Origin of the sequence: Bacillus sp. FSL K6-0994, assembly GCF_038630815.1 — a bacterium.
Lineage (GTDB): Bacteria > Bacillota > Bacilli > Bacillales > Bacillaceae > Bacillus > Bacillus safensis.
Map to the genome: position 1 here is coordinate 1,506,930 of NZ_CP152043.1, position 13,567 is coordinate 1,520,496.

General features: G+C 41.4%; 18 protein-coding genes. All 18 read left to right on the forward strand.

From position 1 onward, the window contains the following. Positions 1–4: 4 nt before the first annotated feature. Genes fliG through flhB form a run of 18 tightly spaced genes read left to right on the forward strand, consistent with a single transcriptional unit; the run spans position 5 to position 13,559 of the window. Positions 5–1,021 carry a flagellar motor switch protein FliG gene (gene fliG, locus MHB69_RS07710; RefSeq protein WP_034281776.1) on the forward strand — a complete coding sequence of 339 codons (1,017 nt, stop codon included), beginning with the start codon at positions 5–7 and terminating at the stop codon, positions 1,019–1,021. After that, complete coding sequence (fliH, locus tag MHB69_RS07715) at positions 1,014–1,778, forward strand: flagellar assembly protein FliH (protein WP_034281779.1); 765 nt, start codon at positions 1,014–1,016, stop codon at positions 1,776–1,778. Before fliG ends, fliH begins: the two co-directional genes overlap by 8 nt. Then, positions 1,775–3,091, forward strand: a complete 1,317-nt coding sequence (gene fliI / locus MHB69_RS07720; protein ID WP_217008594.1) for a flagellar protein export ATPase FliI — start codon at positions 1,775–1,777, stop codon at positions 3,089–3,091. The genes fliH and fliI overlap by 4 nt, the downstream gene beginning before the upstream one ends. An 8-nt stretch (positions 3,092–3,099) precedes the next feature. Next, complete coding sequence (fliJ, locus tag MHB69_RS07725) at positions 3,100–3,543, forward strand: flagellar export protein FliJ (RefSeq protein ID WP_024424173.1); 444 nt, start codon at positions 3,100–3,102, stop codon at positions 3,541–3,543. Between the two features lie 12 nt (positions 3,544–3,555). Next, on the forward strand, positions 3,556–4,275 hold the full coding sequence (locus MHB69_RS07730; RefSeq protein ID WP_342496128.1) for a MotE family protein: 720 nt from the start codon (positions 3,556–3,558) through the stop codon (positions 4,273–4,275). Beyond that, entirely contained in the window at positions 4,276–5,601 is a 1,326-nt protein-coding gene (locus MHB69_RS07735) for a flagellar hook-length control protein FliK (RefSeq protein ID WP_041117386.1), read from the forward strand. Beyond that, on the forward strand, positions 5,601–6,047 hold the full coding sequence (gene flgD, locus MHB69_RS07740) for a flagellar hook assembly protein FlgD (RefSeq protein ID WP_024426978.1): 447 nt from the start codon (positions 5,601–5,603) through the stop codon (positions 6,045–6,047). Before MHB69_RS07735 ends, flgD begins: the two co-directional genes overlap by 1 nt. 17 nt (positions 6,048–6,064) lie before the next feature. Beyond that, positions 6,065–6,856 carry a flagellar basal body rod protein FlgG gene (gene flgG, locus MHB69_RS07745; RefSeq protein ID WP_024426979.1) on the forward strand — a complete coding sequence of 264 codons (792 nt, stop codon included), beginning with the start codon at positions 6,065–6,067 and terminating at the stop codon, positions 6,854–6,856. A 37-nt stretch (positions 6,857–6,893) separates the two neighbouring features. Beyond that, positions 6,894–7,109, forward strand: a complete 216-nt coding sequence (locus tag MHB69_RS07750) for a flagellar FlbD family protein (protein WP_008344794.1) — start codon at positions 6,894–6,896, stop codon at positions 7,107–7,109. Continuing rightward, positions 7,106–7,534 (forward strand): flagellar basal body-associated protein FliL, encoded by a 429-nt coding sequence (fliL, locus tag MHB69_RS07755; RefSeq protein ID WP_024424168.1) that lies wholly within the window; start codon positions 7,106–7,108, stop codon positions 7,532–7,534. Before MHB69_RS07750 ends, fliL begins: the two co-directional genes overlap by 4 nt. Positions 7,535–7,566: 32 nt before the next feature. Beyond that, positions 7,567–8,565 (forward strand): flagellar motor switch protein FliM, encoded by a 999-nt coding sequence (fliM, locus tag MHB69_RS07760; RefSeq protein WP_024424167.1) that lies wholly within the window; start codon positions 7,567–7,569, stop codon positions 8,563–8,565. Continuing rightward, positions 8,555–9,676 (forward strand): flagellar motor switch phosphatase FliY, encoded by a 1,122-nt coding sequence (gene fliY, locus MHB69_RS07765; protein WP_034281787.1) that lies wholly within the window; start codon positions 8,555–8,557, stop codon positions 9,674–9,676. The genes fliM and fliY overlap by 11 nt, the downstream gene beginning before the upstream one ends. Before the next feature lie 27 nt (positions 9,677–9,703). Beyond that, complete coding sequence (locus tag MHB69_RS07770; RefSeq protein WP_007499584.1) at positions 9,704–10,066, forward strand: response regulator; 363 nt, start codon at positions 9,704–9,706, stop codon at positions 10,064–10,066. A gap of 57 nt (positions 10,067–10,123) precedes the next feature. Beyond that, positions 10,124–10,744: a flagella biosynthesis regulatory protein FliZ gene (fliZ, locus tag MHB69_RS07775; RefSeq protein WP_231293995.1), complete on the forward strand. Its 621-nt coding sequence runs from the start codon at positions 10,124–10,126 to the stop codon at positions 10,742–10,744. After that, positions 10,737–11,402: a flagellar type III secretion system pore protein FliP gene (gene fliP / locus MHB69_RS07780; RefSeq protein WP_008354479.1), complete on the forward strand. Its 666-nt coding sequence runs from the start codon at positions 10,737–10,739 to the stop codon at positions 11,400–11,402. The genes fliZ and fliP overlap by 8 nt, the downstream gene beginning before the upstream one ends. Positions 11,403–11,418: 16 nt before the next feature. Next, positions 11,419–11,688, forward strand: a complete 270-nt coding sequence (gene fliQ, locus MHB69_RS07785) for a flagellar biosynthesis protein FliQ (protein WP_003211206.1) — start codon at positions 11,419–11,421, stop codon at positions 11,686–11,688. 6 nt (positions 11,689–11,694) lie between these two features. Next, complete coding sequence (fliR, locus tag MHB69_RS07790) at positions 11,695–12,474, forward strand: flagellar biosynthetic protein FliR (RefSeq protein ID WP_024426982.1); 780 nt, start codon at positions 11,695–11,697, stop codon at positions 12,472–12,474. Then, positions 12,471–13,559, forward strand: coding sequence for a flagellar biosynthesis protein FlhB (flhB, locus tag MHB69_RS07795; RefSeq protein ID WP_029707677.1), 1,089 nt, complete (start codon positions 12,471–12,473; stop codon positions 13,557–13,559). Before fliR ends, flhB begins: the two co-directional genes overlap by 4 nt. Positions 13,560–13,567: the final 8 nt, after the last annotated feature.

Here is a 13,567-nt window from a genome sequence, read left to right on the forward strand (position 1 = left end):
ACACATGTCGAGAAAAGATCCAAATCGACTAACAGGCAGACAAAAAGCAGCAATCCTAATGATTTCCTTAGGGCTAGACGTGTCAGCATCTGTATACAAACATCTGTCTGAAGACGAAATAGAAAAATTAACATTAGAAATTTCCAATGTACGAAGTGTAGATACTGCTAAAAAAGATGAAGTCATCGAAGAGTTTCACAGCATTGCCATCGCGCAGGACTACATATCGCAGGGCGGTCTTATGTACGCAAGACAAGTGCTTGAAAAAGCGCTTGGTGAGGATAAAGCGGACAGCATCTTAAACAGGCTAACATCCTCTCTTCAAGTGAAACCATTTGATTTTGCTCGAAAGGCTGACCCAGAACAAATTTTAAACTTTATCCAGCATGAGCATCCACAAACGATAGCACTTATCCTTTCCTACCTGGATCCAGTGCAGGCTGGGCAAATTTTATCTGAGTTAGGCGAGGAAGTACAAACTGAGGTTGCGAGACGTATTGCCTTAATGGACCGTACATCTCCAGAGATCATCAATGAGGTGGAGCGTATTCTTGAACAAAAGCTCTCTTCAACCTTTACGCAGGACTATACGCAAACGGGCGGAGTCGAAGCGGTTGTAGAAGTGCTAAATGGTGTAGACCGTGCAACTGAGAAAACCATTTTAGACACACTTGAAATTCAAGATCCAGAGCTTGCTGATGAAATTAAGAAACGTATGTTTGTCTTTGAAGATATTGTCACTCTTGACAGCAGAGCGATTCAGCGTGTCATCAGAGATGTTGAAAATGATGACTTATTGCTCGCACTCAAAGTGGCAAGCGAAGAAGTCAAAGAAATTGTCTTCCGCAACATGTCACAGCGGATGGTCGAAACATTCAAAGAAGAAATGGAGTTTATGGGGCCTGTCCGGCTTAGAGATGTCGAGGAAGCACAAACCCGTATTGTCAGCATCGTAAGACGACTTGAGGAAGCTGGAGAAATCGTCATAGCTCGAGGCGGAGGAGACGATATCATTGTCTAGGATTATCAAACATGAAACATCTGTTATTCCTGAACAAGGGCGGCAAACGATTCCTTTACAGCAAGTAAACTTTAAAAGAGAACATCACGAAGAAGAGCTTGTCAATGAAACTGAAGCATCGCAGCTAGTACTCAGTGATGCAGAAGATCAAGCGAGCCGCATATTAGAACAAGCAAACAGTGAGCTGGAAAAAACAATGGCTGAAATCAATCAGCGCCGGACTGATTTTGAAGAGGAAAGAATGCAGCTCATTGAAGAAGCGAAACAAGCAGGTTATCAAGAAGGCTTCCAAAAGGGCGAAGCAGATGCGAATATGCAGTACCAAGCTATTCTTGATCAAGCAAATGACATCGTCAGTCTTGCAAGGCAGGATTACGAAGAAAAAATTGAAAGCTCTGCTGAGCAAATTGTAGAACTCGCTTTTGAACTCGCCAAACGCGTTTGGAATGCAGCTGAGGACACGAAAGATCCATTTTTGGCTCTTGTGAAGCAGGTCATTTCAGAAGTGAAAGAATATGATGATATTTCCATCTATGTTGACCCTGAACATTACGAGCATGTGATGGAATATAAAGACGAATTGATTAGAATCCTTCAAAAGGATACACACCTTGCCATTTACTCGGATGAAAAAGCGCCAAAAGGAACTTGTTACGTAGAAACAAGTTTTGGAAAAGTGGAAGCGAGTGTTGATACCCAAATGAATCAGTTGAAAGAAAAATTATTAGAAGTCATTGATTCAGGTGATCACAAATGAAAATGGATGTACTAAAAGAAACGATTGAAACTGCCGATCCTTATAAACGATTTGGTAAAGTCAATCGAGTGGTTGGGCTCATGATTGAATCTAAGGGGCCGGAGAGTTCGATCGGAGATGTTTGTCTCATTCATAAAAAAGGGAGCAAGCACCATCCAATAAAAGCAGAGGTCGTAGGGTTTAGAGATGAAAACATTCTGCTCATGCCTTATGTAGAAGCATCCAATATTTCACCAGGAAGTCTTGTTGAAGCGACGGGTGAGTCGCTGAAGGTCAAAGTAGGAACTGGATTAATAGGTGAAGTCGTTGATGCCTTCGGTCATCCGCTTGATGGCAGTATGCTTCCAAAGGGACTTGCACCTGTTTCGACAGATCAGTCACCCCCAAATCCAATGGACAGGCCGCCTATTCGAGAAAAGATGGGTGTTGGTGTTAGAGTCATCGACAGTCTGCTCACAGTTGGCACTGGTCAAAGGATCGGGATTTTTGCCGGAAGTGGTGTTGGAAAAAGTACCTTAATGGGGATGATTGCAAAGCAGACAGAAGCAGACCTGAATGTCATTGCCCTTGTTGGAGAGCGTGGCCGTGAAGTTCGTGAGTTTATTGAAAAGGATTTAGGTTCTGAAGGACTGAAGCGATCAATTGTTGTCGTTGCTACTTCTGACCAGCCTGCACTGACGAGACTGAAAGCTGCGTATACAGCAACAGCTATTGCGGAGTATTTCAGGGACAGAGGCAAAAATGTCATGTTCATGATGGATTCTGTTACGAGGGTCGCCATGGCGCAAAGGGAAATAGGACTCGCAACTGGCGAGCCGCCAACAACAAAAGGATATACACCTTCAGTGTTCGCTATACTGCCAAAATTGCTCGAACGAACTGGGACAAATCAGCTTGGTTCCATCACAGCGTTTTACACAGTGCTTGTTGATGGAGACGATATGAACGAGCCGATCGCTGATACAGTGAGGGGGATCCTTGACGGGCACATTGTACTTGATCGTGCTTTAGCCAACAAAGGACAATTTCCCGCTGTTAACATTTTGAAAAGTATCAGCCGTGTCATGAGTAATATCGCAAGTCATGATCACAAGGAAGCGGCTAACCGGTTCCGCCAGCTTTTGTCCACTTATCAAAACGCTGAAGACCTCATTAATATTGGAGCATATAAAAAAGGCTCCTCCAAAGATATTGATGAGGCCATGCAGGCTTATCCTCATCTGATTTCATTTTTGAAGCAGGATGTAGAAGAGGCTGTATCTATTGAAGACAGTGTGAGTTTATTGCTCAGTTTGATGAATAGAGAGGATTGACAAAAACAGTGAGATATCAATACAAATTTCAAAAGCTCTTAGAACTGAAAGAAAGTGAAAAAGACAAGTCACTCGCAGCGTACCAACAATCCGTTTCGGCATTTGAGCAAGTCGCTGAAAAACTCTATGAAAATATGAGTAAAAAAGAGCTAATGGAAAAAAGCAAAGAAGAAAAGCTGAGAAGTGGAATGAGTGTTCAAGAAATGCGTCATTACCAGCAATTTGTGACCAACTTAGATAACACCATTCAGCATTATCAGCAGCTTGTGATCATGAAACGTCACCAAATGAATGAAAAACAATCTGATTTAACTGAAAAAAACATTGAGTTTAAAAAGTTTGAAAAAATGAAAGAAAAGCAATTTGAAAAGTTCTCCCTTGAACATAAGGCAATTGAAATGAAAGAAATGGATGATATCTCTATCAGCCAATTCATGTTTCAAGGACATTAGGAGTCGAGATGAATGCCTAAGAAGGAAAAAACGAAGGAATCAGGCGGCGGAAAATTTCAATGGATCTTGTTTATTGTCATCATCCCATTGATTGTGCTTGTGATTGTCACTGGCACGATCCTTTATATGGCAGGTTTTGATCTAAAAAAACCGCTCCAAAACATTCCTGGGATCAGCAGTTTGGTTGGTTCAGATGACACCTCAAAAACGTCATCTTCACCTAATGATCAAAGCGATGCAGAGTTGAAAGAACTGAAAAAGACCATTAAAGAGCAAAAAAATGAGCTCGAAATTGCACAAAAAGATTTGAAAACAAGTGATGAAGAGATTAAAAGATTGAATCAAAAAATCAACTCACTTGAAAAAACATCTGAAAATGATGCAAAGAATACGTCAGCCAATGACAGTTCATCGAATAACGGCTCATCGAATAACAGCAGCTCATCAAATAACACGTCAGGTAATAACTCAGCAGGGGCGTCCTCTGATACAGCGGCTTCCTCTAATCAGCAGACAAAAGGAAAGGTCGCCAGCATTTATGAAAGCATGGACCCAGGGAAATCCGCCAAAATTTTATCAGAATTAAGTGATAAAGAGGCGTTAAAAATCCTTGAAGAGCTGAGCAAAAATAAACTGACAGACATATTAGCAAAACTGACACCTCAGAAGGCAGCAACGTTTACAAAAGAGCTTGCCAAAAAAGAAGAAAGTGAAAATGGGGGTGGACAATAAGTGAAGCTATTGGATATTGGAGCCTTACAGCAATCTTCTCAAGGTCTCTCAGGGCTAAAAGGAGACGGCGCTGCATCTGCACGCGGTTTGTTTAAACAATTGCTTAGCGGAGCAGGCGCTCAAAGCGGTCCTGTTCATGCTGAAACAGCCGCTCTTGCCTCTCTTTCTATCAATGATGCGATGCAAATTGTTGAAAAATGGATGCAATCACCTGAAGAAGGAATGAGCGCAGACTTACTCAGTGCGCTTCAAACACTACAAGGTCAAACGCTTGAATCATCTGATCTCAAGTCACTTGAAGAACTATTTCAAAAAATGGAATCTTCCATTTACGGTGATCAAGCTGAAAAGCCAGGTTCTGAACATAGTGAACAGCTCATACAAGTCCACTTTTTCATCTATCAATTGCTCAATCAACAGCCGCTCAGCTTTGATGCGAAACTTGTGCAGGATATTGAAGGGAAAGGTCAAGACTTTATCCACTTTCTTTCGAAAAACGGGGTAGATGAAAAACTCATTCAGCAAGTAAAAGAGCAGTTCTTCTCGCAGGGATCAGCGCCAAAGCTCAATTCGATGACTCAAAGTGAGCTAAAGCACTTTAATCAGCTAATCGACCATATGATGGCGAATGCGAAAGGGTCTGACAAAGAGTGGAAAATTTCACTAGGAGAGTTGAAGGAACTAATCTCTCCAAAACAAGAATCTACACTCGCTTCTCCGGCAAAAGGGAATGCATCTCTTGAGTGGCTCATCAAAAAAGAAGTCGTTAAAGGACAAAGCGCTGCTGCACCAGCTTCTGAAAAAATAATGACCCACTCGCTTCTGCCAGGTCATAAGCAGTTTTTCCAACTGCAGTCAGCGGCTCCTGTTCAGCAGACACAAACGACTGATGAAAAGCCAGGAACGGTTGATCAGCAAATTCTAAACACGTGGAAGCAAATGAAATTCACGCCGTTTGGTAATTCAAGCGGACGCTTTACCGTTCGATTAAATCCTGAAAATCTTGGATTCATTACCATTCAGCTAACGAAGCAAAACGGTATGTATGCGAGTAAAATTACAGCCTCGACGCAAGCAGCGAAAGAGCTGTTAGAGCATCATCTGCCGCAGCTCAAGCAGGCGCTTCCGAATATGTCGGTTCAAGTGGACCGTTTCCATATACCGCTTCAATCAAATGAGCAGCCGTTATTTGGACAGTTTAGTGAAGAAAACAAGCAGCAGCAGCCAAAAGGACAGAATTTCCAGCAGACTGATGAACAGGAAACAGAATTCCAAGATGTACTGGATGCTCTTGTTGGGTCAGATGAAGAAGAGGAGGAGATCTAATGGCAACAGTTGATGCTACGAATAGAACAGCCGCACAAGCAGACACTTCTTCAAAAGCAGAAAAGAAAACAGATACGCTTGGCAAAGATCAATTCTTGAAAATTTTGCTCACGCAGCTTCAAAACCAAGATCCGACAAACCCACTTGATGACCGTGAGTTTGTCACGCAGCTGGCGACATTTTCATCTTTAGAACAGCAAACCAATATGAACGATTCGATCACCAAGCTGAATCAGCTCATGTCTACATTTGTTGCACACCAAGATCCGTTTACGACGTATGTAGGCTGGATTGGTAAAGAAGTATCGGGCAAATTGGATGATAAAGAGATATCGGGCACTGTGAAGTCTGTTAAAAACATAGACAATGAATACTTACTTGTTTTAGAAGATGGAACGAAAATCAGCCCTTGGGATGTTACAGCAGTTGGAGAAAAAACGAAGTAATTCGAGGAGGAAAATAAATGTTACGCTCACTTTACTCAGGAATTAGCGGAATGAAAAACTTCCAATCAAAATTAGATGTGGTAGCCAACAACGTAGCCAACGTCAATACACACGGATACAAAAAAAGCCGTATCACGTTTAAAGATATGGTCAGCCAAACCATTGGAAGTTCAGGTGGACCAACGAACAACTCTGGTTCAATCAACTCAAAACAAATTGGTTTAGGGTCATCTTTATCTTCTATTGATAAAATCATGTCAGCGGGATCTTCTCAAAATACAAATGAACCTTACGACTTCTATATCAATGGCGATGGGTTTTTCCGTATTGAAAGTCAAGGAGAAATTCTTTATACAAGAACAGGGAATTTCGACACTGATTCAGAGGGAAGCTTAGTCACCCCTGATGGAAATTATCTACTTGGAATGAATGGACAAAAGATAACGATTCCAGATGGCGTTTCAAGTGTAAGTGTTGGTCCAGATGGAACGGTTTCGGTTGTTGAAAACAACGTATCTAGAAATGTTGGACAGATTTCACTCGTATCTTTCCGTAACGCTGGAGGATTAGACAAAGTTGGTGACAACCTTTACCGCCAAACGTTAAGCTCAGGTGCACCAAGTAATCCTATCGTACCTGGTGAAGAAGGAACTGGCGTGATCCAAACAGGGAAACTTGAAATGTCAAACGTTGATTTAACAGACGAGTTTACCGAAATGATTATCGCGCAGCGTGGATTCCAATCGAATGCAAAGACGATTACAACATCTGATGAAATTCTGCAAGAGCTTGTGAATCTGAAACGATAGGAGGTAGGGGGAGCGGATGCTCGCTTCTCTGCTTAATATGATTGAAGTGACAAGATTAAATGGCAAAGGATTTATGCTGAACGCTCTCCATATCGAGCAAATCGAAAGTTTTCCAGACACGACCATTACTTTGGCCAATGGAAAGAAATTCGTTGTGAAAGAAGATGAGGAGCAGCTTCAAGAGAAAATCATTTCTTTCTACAGAAAAATCCAAGTCATTTCATTGAATCAAGGAATAGAGGAGTTTGAATGAAGAAGAAATTAGTCGTAGTAATGCTAATCATGATTATTGCCATCGTCGGAATTGGAGCAGGCATCTTTTTTCTGCTGAATGGGTCAGACGAAGCAAAAGCTGAAAAAGAGCCAACAGCAGATGAAGTCGTAAAAGCTTCTGTTGAAATTCCTGAGATTATCACCAATTTAAAGTCTGAAGGAAATGCTGTCAAACTTGTCCTGAATATTGAAACGGACTCTGAAAAAGCAAAATCAGAGCTTGAGAAAAGAAGTTTCCAAGTAAAAGATGCTGTAATCGACATTTTATCAGACACGAATGCAGATGAACTTGATGGCAAAAAAGGCAGAGAACATTTTAAAACACAAGTCAAAAACAAAGTGAATAACTATTTGCAAGATGGCAAGGTGAAAGAAGTATATATAACCTCCTTTAATCTGCAATAGAGGCGATTAATTAACGCGATGGAGGTGAAGAAATGTCAGGAGAAGTGCTTTCCCAGAATGAGATCGACGCATTATTATCCGCCATCTCAACAGGCGAAATGGATGCAGAAGAGCTGAAAAAAGAGGAAACGACGAAAAAAGTGAAGGTGTATGACTTTAAACGTGCACTGCGCTTTTCAAAAGACCAGATTCGAAGTTTAACAAGGATTCATGATAACTTCGCTAGACTGCTCACCACGCATTTTTCAGCGCAGCTAAGATCATATATTCAAATTACTGTCAGCTCGGTTGACCAAGTACCATACGAAGAATTTATTCGTTCGATTCCTAATATGACATTATTAAACTTATTTTATGTCAGCCCGCTTGAAGGAAGAATCATGCTTGAAGTAAACCCAACAATCGGCTATGCGATGATGGACAGGCTGATGGGCGGGATTGGCATTAGTCATAATAAGACAGAATCACTTACAGAAATTGAAACAAAGATTATCTCAAACATGTTTGAGGGAGCTTTGGAAAATTACAGAGAAGCGTGGCAGTCCATAACCGACATCGAGCCTGAAATGGCAGATTTCGAGGTAAATCCCCAGTTTGTTCAAATGGTGTCACCAAACGAAACAGTTGTCGTCATTTCTCTTAATACACAGATTGGCGAGGTAAGCGGGGTTATTAACCTATGTATTCCTCACGTTGTATTAGAGCCTATTATTCCGAAGCTGTCTGTACACTACTGGATGCAGTCTGAACGAAATGAACCAAAACAGCAAGAAACAAAGGCCATTGAAAAACGGATTATGAAGGCAAAAATACCGGTAGTCGCAGAGCTGGGACAATCGGAAATGACGGTGGAAGAGTTTTTGAATTTGGAAATTGGTGATTGTATTGCCTTGGACAAACCAGTAAATGCGCCTCTTACTGTTATGGTCGGAAATAAACCGAAATTCTTGGGACAGGCCGGCCGCGTGAATCGGAAACAGGCGATTCAAATTCTAGATCACGACATAAGAGGTGAAGAAGATGGAGAATAACGGAAGTAAATTATCACAAGACGAAATCGATGCGCTCCTTAAAGGAGGCAGCAATGACGATATAGAGCCTGATACAGTCCTTTCTGCAATGGAGCAAGATGCTATTGGAGAAATCGGAAATATTTCATTCGGCAGCTCTGCAACAGCACTTTCAACCCTATTAAATCAAAAAGTGGAGATTACAACTCCAACTGTTACAGTGATTCAAAAAAGTATGCTGAATGAGGAATTTCCTCATCCGTATGTTGCTATTGAAGTGAATTATACGGAAGGCTTCAGCGCAAGTAACCTGCTTGTCGTCCAGCAAACAGATGCAGCAGTTATTGCGGACTTAATGATGGGTGGAGACGGGACAAATGCTGACCCTTCTTTAAGCGAAATTCACTTAAGTGCAGTACAAGAAGCAATGAACCAAATGATGGGTTCTGCTGCGACATCCATGTCGACTGTCTTTAATAAAAAGATTGATATTTCTCCGCCGCGCGTCGAATTACTTGATGTGAAAGAAGGAGAAGGGACAGACCGCATTCCAGCTGAAGAAATGCTTGTCAAAGTATCCTTCAGATTAAAAATAGGTGAACTCATCGATTCAAATATTATGCAGCTTTATCCTATTACATTTGCGAAGGATTTAATCGCAGAATTAACAGATCCTGCGCAAGAAGAAGAGCCGGTTCAAGAAGAAGTGAGTGCACCTGAACCTCAGCCGGCAGCTCCGCAAACGCAGTCTGCCCCAGCGCAGCAAGCAGCACCGCCGAAAAGACAGGCGAAGCCAAAGCCGGCAGCACCTGTAAATGTGACGCCAGTTGAATTTGAATCGTTCAGTGAGCCTCAGCATACAACAAACCAGCTTGGAAACCTTGACATGCTGATGGACATTCCGCTTTCCATTACGGTGGAACTTGGAAGAACTCAGCGCAGTGTAAAAGAAGTTCTTGAGCTTTCAGCAGGAAGTATCATTGAACTGGACAAACTTGCTGGTGAGCCAGTAGACATCCTAGTTAACAAACGAATCGTCGCCAAAGGGGAAGTCGTTGTCATTGATGAGAACTTTGGTGTTCGTGTGACTGACATTTTAAGCCAGTCAGAAAGACTTTCTAATTTAAAATAAACAAACATACAGGGAGAGAATAAGTAAATGGCTACTAAGGTATTAATCGTAGATGATGCAGCATTCATGAGAATGATGATCAAGGATATTCTTGTAAAAAACGGATTTGATGTAGTAGGAGAAGCAGAAAACGGTGCACAAGCAGTTGAAAAATATAAAGAAACATCTCCTGATCTTGTCACAATGGATATCACAATGCCAGAAATGGACGGAATCACTGCACTAAAAGAAATTAAACAAATCGATGCTTCTGCAAAAATCATCATGTGTTCTGCAATGGGGCAGCAGTCAATGGTTATTGACGCGATCCAAGCAGGTGCAAAAGACTTTATCGTGAAGCCATTCCAGGCAGACCGCGTACTTGAAGCAATTAATAAAACGTTAGGCTAAAAAAGGGTGTAAGATTTGTTGAAAAAACGTTTGATATGTATAGCAATGATCAGTTTTATGCTTTTCTTGACGATGCAGCCTGCCTCACTGTTTGCCGAAACGAAAGATCCTGAGAATGGCACAGTGAATGACTGGCTCAAAGGTGAGAAAGAAAGCAAAAAGGATACAGAGAAGAAAACCACTGACAATCAAACGAATCCGGCAGAAGAAGTTCCCTCTTCTTCTGTCTCCATTATGGATTTTGTCAAAATGATTGGTGCCTTACTTTTTGTCATCCTGCTTATTTATGGTTTAGTGAGATTTGTTGGTAAGCAAAACCGCTTACTCAAACCATTTCGCTATGTTGAAAATATTGGCGGAACGACAGTCGGACAAAACCGTTCAGTCCAGCTGATCAAAGTGGGAAAACGAGTATTAGTTGTCGGCGTAGCAGACTCAATCCAGCTGCTAAAAGAAATTGATGATGAACAAGAATGTGAAGCGATCGTGAAACAATATGAAGAAGCGATGGAAAGCAAAACCGATTTACCAAAAATGGTTCAAAAATTCACATCGCAGATAAAGAAACATGATCAGCCGACCACTTCTTCTTTTTCAGCCAATTTAAAGGCGCAGCTAGCCGAATTGAAAAAGACCCAATCAGAAGTCAGAAAGAAAGGCCCGAAACAAAATGAATGAGTTTATCGATTTATTTAATTCCAGCGGTGCAGGAAATATCAGCACATCTGTCCGTCTTCTTTTACTTTTAACAGTATTTTCGGTTGCACCGGGCATTCTCATTTTAATGACGTGTTTTACACGGATTGTGATTGTTCTTTCATTCGTCAGAACATCACTTGCAACCAACTCAATGCCGCCAAACCAAGTGCTTGTTGGACTTGCGTTGTTTCTCACATTTTTTATCATGGCACCCACGTTCTCACAGATTAATAAAGAGGCGCTGACGCCGCTTTTAAATGATGACATCACGTTAAATCAGGCGTATGAAAAAGCCGAAGTGCCTATTAAAGAGTTTATGAGTAAACATACAAGACAAAAAGATTTGGCTTTATTTCTTAGCTACGCAAAAATGGATACACCTGAATCGATTAAAGATATTCCTTTAACGGCGATGGTTCCCGCTTTTGCCATTTCAGAATTAAAGACGGCATTTCAAATTGGTTTTATGATCTTTATTCCATTTTTAATTATTGACATGGTGGTCGCAAGTGTTCTGATGTCAATGGGGATGATGATGCTTCCGCCGGTTATGATATCGCTCCCTTTCAAAATATTGTTATTTGTTTTAGTCGATGGATGGTATTTGATTGTTAAATCTTTGCTGCAAAGCTTTTAGAGTAGGTGCTTAAAACATGAGTTCAGAATTTGTCATTACGATGGCTGAAAGATCAGTATATGTGGTATTGCTTGTGAGTGGGCCGCTTCTAGCGCTTGCACTCATTGTGGGACTGATTGTCAGTGTGTTTCAGGCGACAACCCAAATTCAAGAACAGACGCTTGCGTTTATTCCTAAGATTGTTGCAGTACTCATTGGACTTGTTGTGTTTGGTCCATGGATGCTTTCAACAATCGTGTCCTTTACGACAGAGCTGTTCTCGAATTTAGATCGATTTGCAGGTTAATAAGCGATGTCAATCATAGAATTATTCCCTGCTTTTCTTTTAGTTTTTATTCGGATCACCGCTTTTTTTGTGACAGTACCGCTTTTAGCGCATAGAACGATCCCGGCTGTACACAGAGTTGGATTCTCACTGTTTTTAGCTGTCATTAGTTTTAGCACCATAAAAGAACCGCCAGCACTCGACATAGACGGTCTTTATATGATGCTTGCGGTGAAAGAAGCAATGGTCGGACTTCTGCTTGGGCTGATTGCATACATCATGGTGTCCGCTGTTCAAATTGCTGGCTCATTCATTGATTTTCAAATGGGTTTTGCGATTGCCAATATTATTGATCCGCAAACAGGGGCGCAGACGCCGCTGATGGGACAGTTTTTTTATACGGTCACATTGCTGTTGATGCTGGCAACAAACGCACATCACCTGCTGCTTGATGGAATCTATTACAGCTTTCAATACATTGCAGTTGATCAATACGCATTGAATTTCGGCAGTGAATCCTTTGCTTACTTTATCGCAAAGAGCTTCAACCAAATGTTTATCATCGCCTTTCAAATCTCGGCACCTGTCGTGGCAAGTCTGTTTTTAGTCGACTTGGCGCTGGGGATTGTGGCACGTACAGTTCCGCAAATGAACGTATTTGTGGTTGGACTTCCTATTAAAATGGGTGTGAGTTTTATTATGATCATCATCTGTATGGGCGTCATCTTCGGTGTTGTCCAAAATACATTTGAAACGATTGTACTCACCATGAGGAATTTCTTAGCATTGGTCGGTGGTTCGTCATGATGACAAGGCTTAGACTAGACTTGCAATTTTTCGCAGGTGAAAAAACAGAAAAAGCAACGCCGAAAAAAAGGCGGGATTCACGTAAAAAAGGACAGGTTGCCAAAAGCACCGACGTCAATACAGCCATCTCATTTCTATTAATCTTTTTATCATTCTTTTTTATTGGGCCTTTTATGAAAGAGCGGATTATCGCGCTCATAGAACGTTTTTATTCAACAACCATGCTAATGAAGGTTAGCACATCTAATATTCATCAATTATTCTTGGAATTGCTTCAGGAAACAGGGCTCCTCCTCATGCCAATCCTTGGTGTTGGTATGCTGGCGGGCATTATCAGTAACTATTTACAAGTCGGCTTTCTCTTTTCACCAGAAGTGATCAAACCGAAATTAGAAAAGCTTGACCCAATCAAAGGGTTTAAACGGATATACAGTATTCGAGCCCTCGTAGAGCTATTAAAATCCATTTTGAAAATTGGCTTTGTAGGCTTTGCGACATTTATTGCTCTTTGGATGCACTTTGACGAAATTCTGCGGCTTCCTTTATTAACAGCAGAGGAAACCCTTCATTTCGTTGCAAATATGACCTTAATTATGGGGCTGTATGCTGCTGGTGCTCTTCTGATCTTAGCAGGGCTTGATTATATGTATCAGAAATTTGATTATGAAAAAAACTTGCGGATGTCCAAACAAGACATCAAAGATGAGTATAAAAAATCAGAGGGTGACCCGCTCATCAAATCAAAGATTAAACAGCGTCAGCGGGAAATGGCCATGAGACGGATGATGCAGGAAGTCCCAAAAGCGGACGTCATCATTACAAACCCAACCCACTATGCCATTGCTTTAAAGTATGACGAAGAAAAAATGGACGCGCCCTTTGTTGTGGCAAAGGGAACGGATATTTTGGCTTTGAAAATTAGAACGATTGCGAAAGAGCACGATATCATGACCGTAGAAAACCGGCCGCTCGCCCGCGCGCTCTATGATCAGGTCGACATAGACCAAGCGGTGCCGGAAGAATACTTTAAGGCCATCGCAGAAATTTTAGCTTACGTCTATAAAACGAAACAAAAGATTTTATGAATTTTTGG

What these genes read in the sequence shown, in the direction of transcription:
- fliG (WP_034281776.1), top strand. Translation starts at nt 5, where the DNA reads ATGTCGAGAAAAGATCCAAATCGACTAACAGGCAGACAAAAAGCAGCA.
- fliI (WP_217008594.1), top strand. Translation starts at nt 1,775, where the DNA reads ATGAAAATGGATGTACTAAAAGAAACGATTGAAACTGCCGATCCTTAT.
- MHB69_RS07730 (WP_342496128.1), top strand. Translation starts at nt 3,556, where the DNA reads ATGCCTAAGAAGGAAAAAACGAAGGAATCAGGCGGCGGAAAATTTCAA.
- flgD (WP_024426978.1), top strand. Translation starts at nt 5,601, where the DNA reads ATGGCAACAGTTGATGCTACGAATAGAACAGCCGCACAAGCAGACACT.
- flgG (WP_024426979.1), top strand. Translation starts at nt 6,065, where the DNA reads ATGTTACGCTCACTTTACTCAGGAATTAGCGGAATGAAAAACTTCCAA.
- MHB69_RS07750 (WP_008344794.1), top strand. Translation starts at nt 6,894, where the DNA reads ATGATTGAAGTGACAAGATTAAATGGCAAAGGATTTATGCTGAACGCT.
- fliL (WP_024424168.1), top strand. Translation starts at nt 7,106, where the DNA reads ATGAAGAAGAAATTAGTCGTAGTAATGCTAATCATGATTATTGCCATC.
- fliM (WP_024424167.1), top strand. Translation starts at nt 7,567, where the DNA reads ATGTCAGGAGAAGTGCTTTCCCAGAATGAGATCGACGCATTATTATCC.
- fliY (WP_034281787.1), top strand. Translation starts at nt 8,555, where the DNA reads ATGGAGAATAACGGAAGTAAATTATCACAAGACGAAATCGATGCGCTC.
- MHB69_RS07770 (WP_007499584.1), top strand. Translation starts at nt 9,704, where the DNA reads ATGGCTACTAAGGTATTAATCGTAGATGATGCAGCATTCATGAGAATG.
- fliZ (WP_231293995.1), top strand. Translation starts at nt 10,124, where the DNA reads ATGCTTTTCTTGACGATGCAGCCTGCCTCACTGTTTGCCGAAACGAAA.
- fliP (WP_008354479.1), top strand. Translation starts at nt 10,737, where the DNA reads ATGAATGAGTTTATCGATTTATTTAATTCCAGCGGTGCAGGAAATATC.
- fliQ (WP_003211206.1), top strand. Translation starts at nt 11,419, where the DNA reads ATGAGTTCAGAATTTGTCATTACGATGGCTGAAAGATCAGTATATGTG.
- fliR (WP_024426982.1), top strand. Translation starts at nt 11,695, where the DNA reads ATGTCAATCATAGAATTATTCCCTGCTTTTCTTTTAGTTTTTATTCGG.
- flhB (WP_029707677.1), top strand. Translation starts at nt 12,471, where the DNA reads ATGATGACAAGGCTTAGACTAGACTTGCAATTTTTCGCAGGTGAAAAA.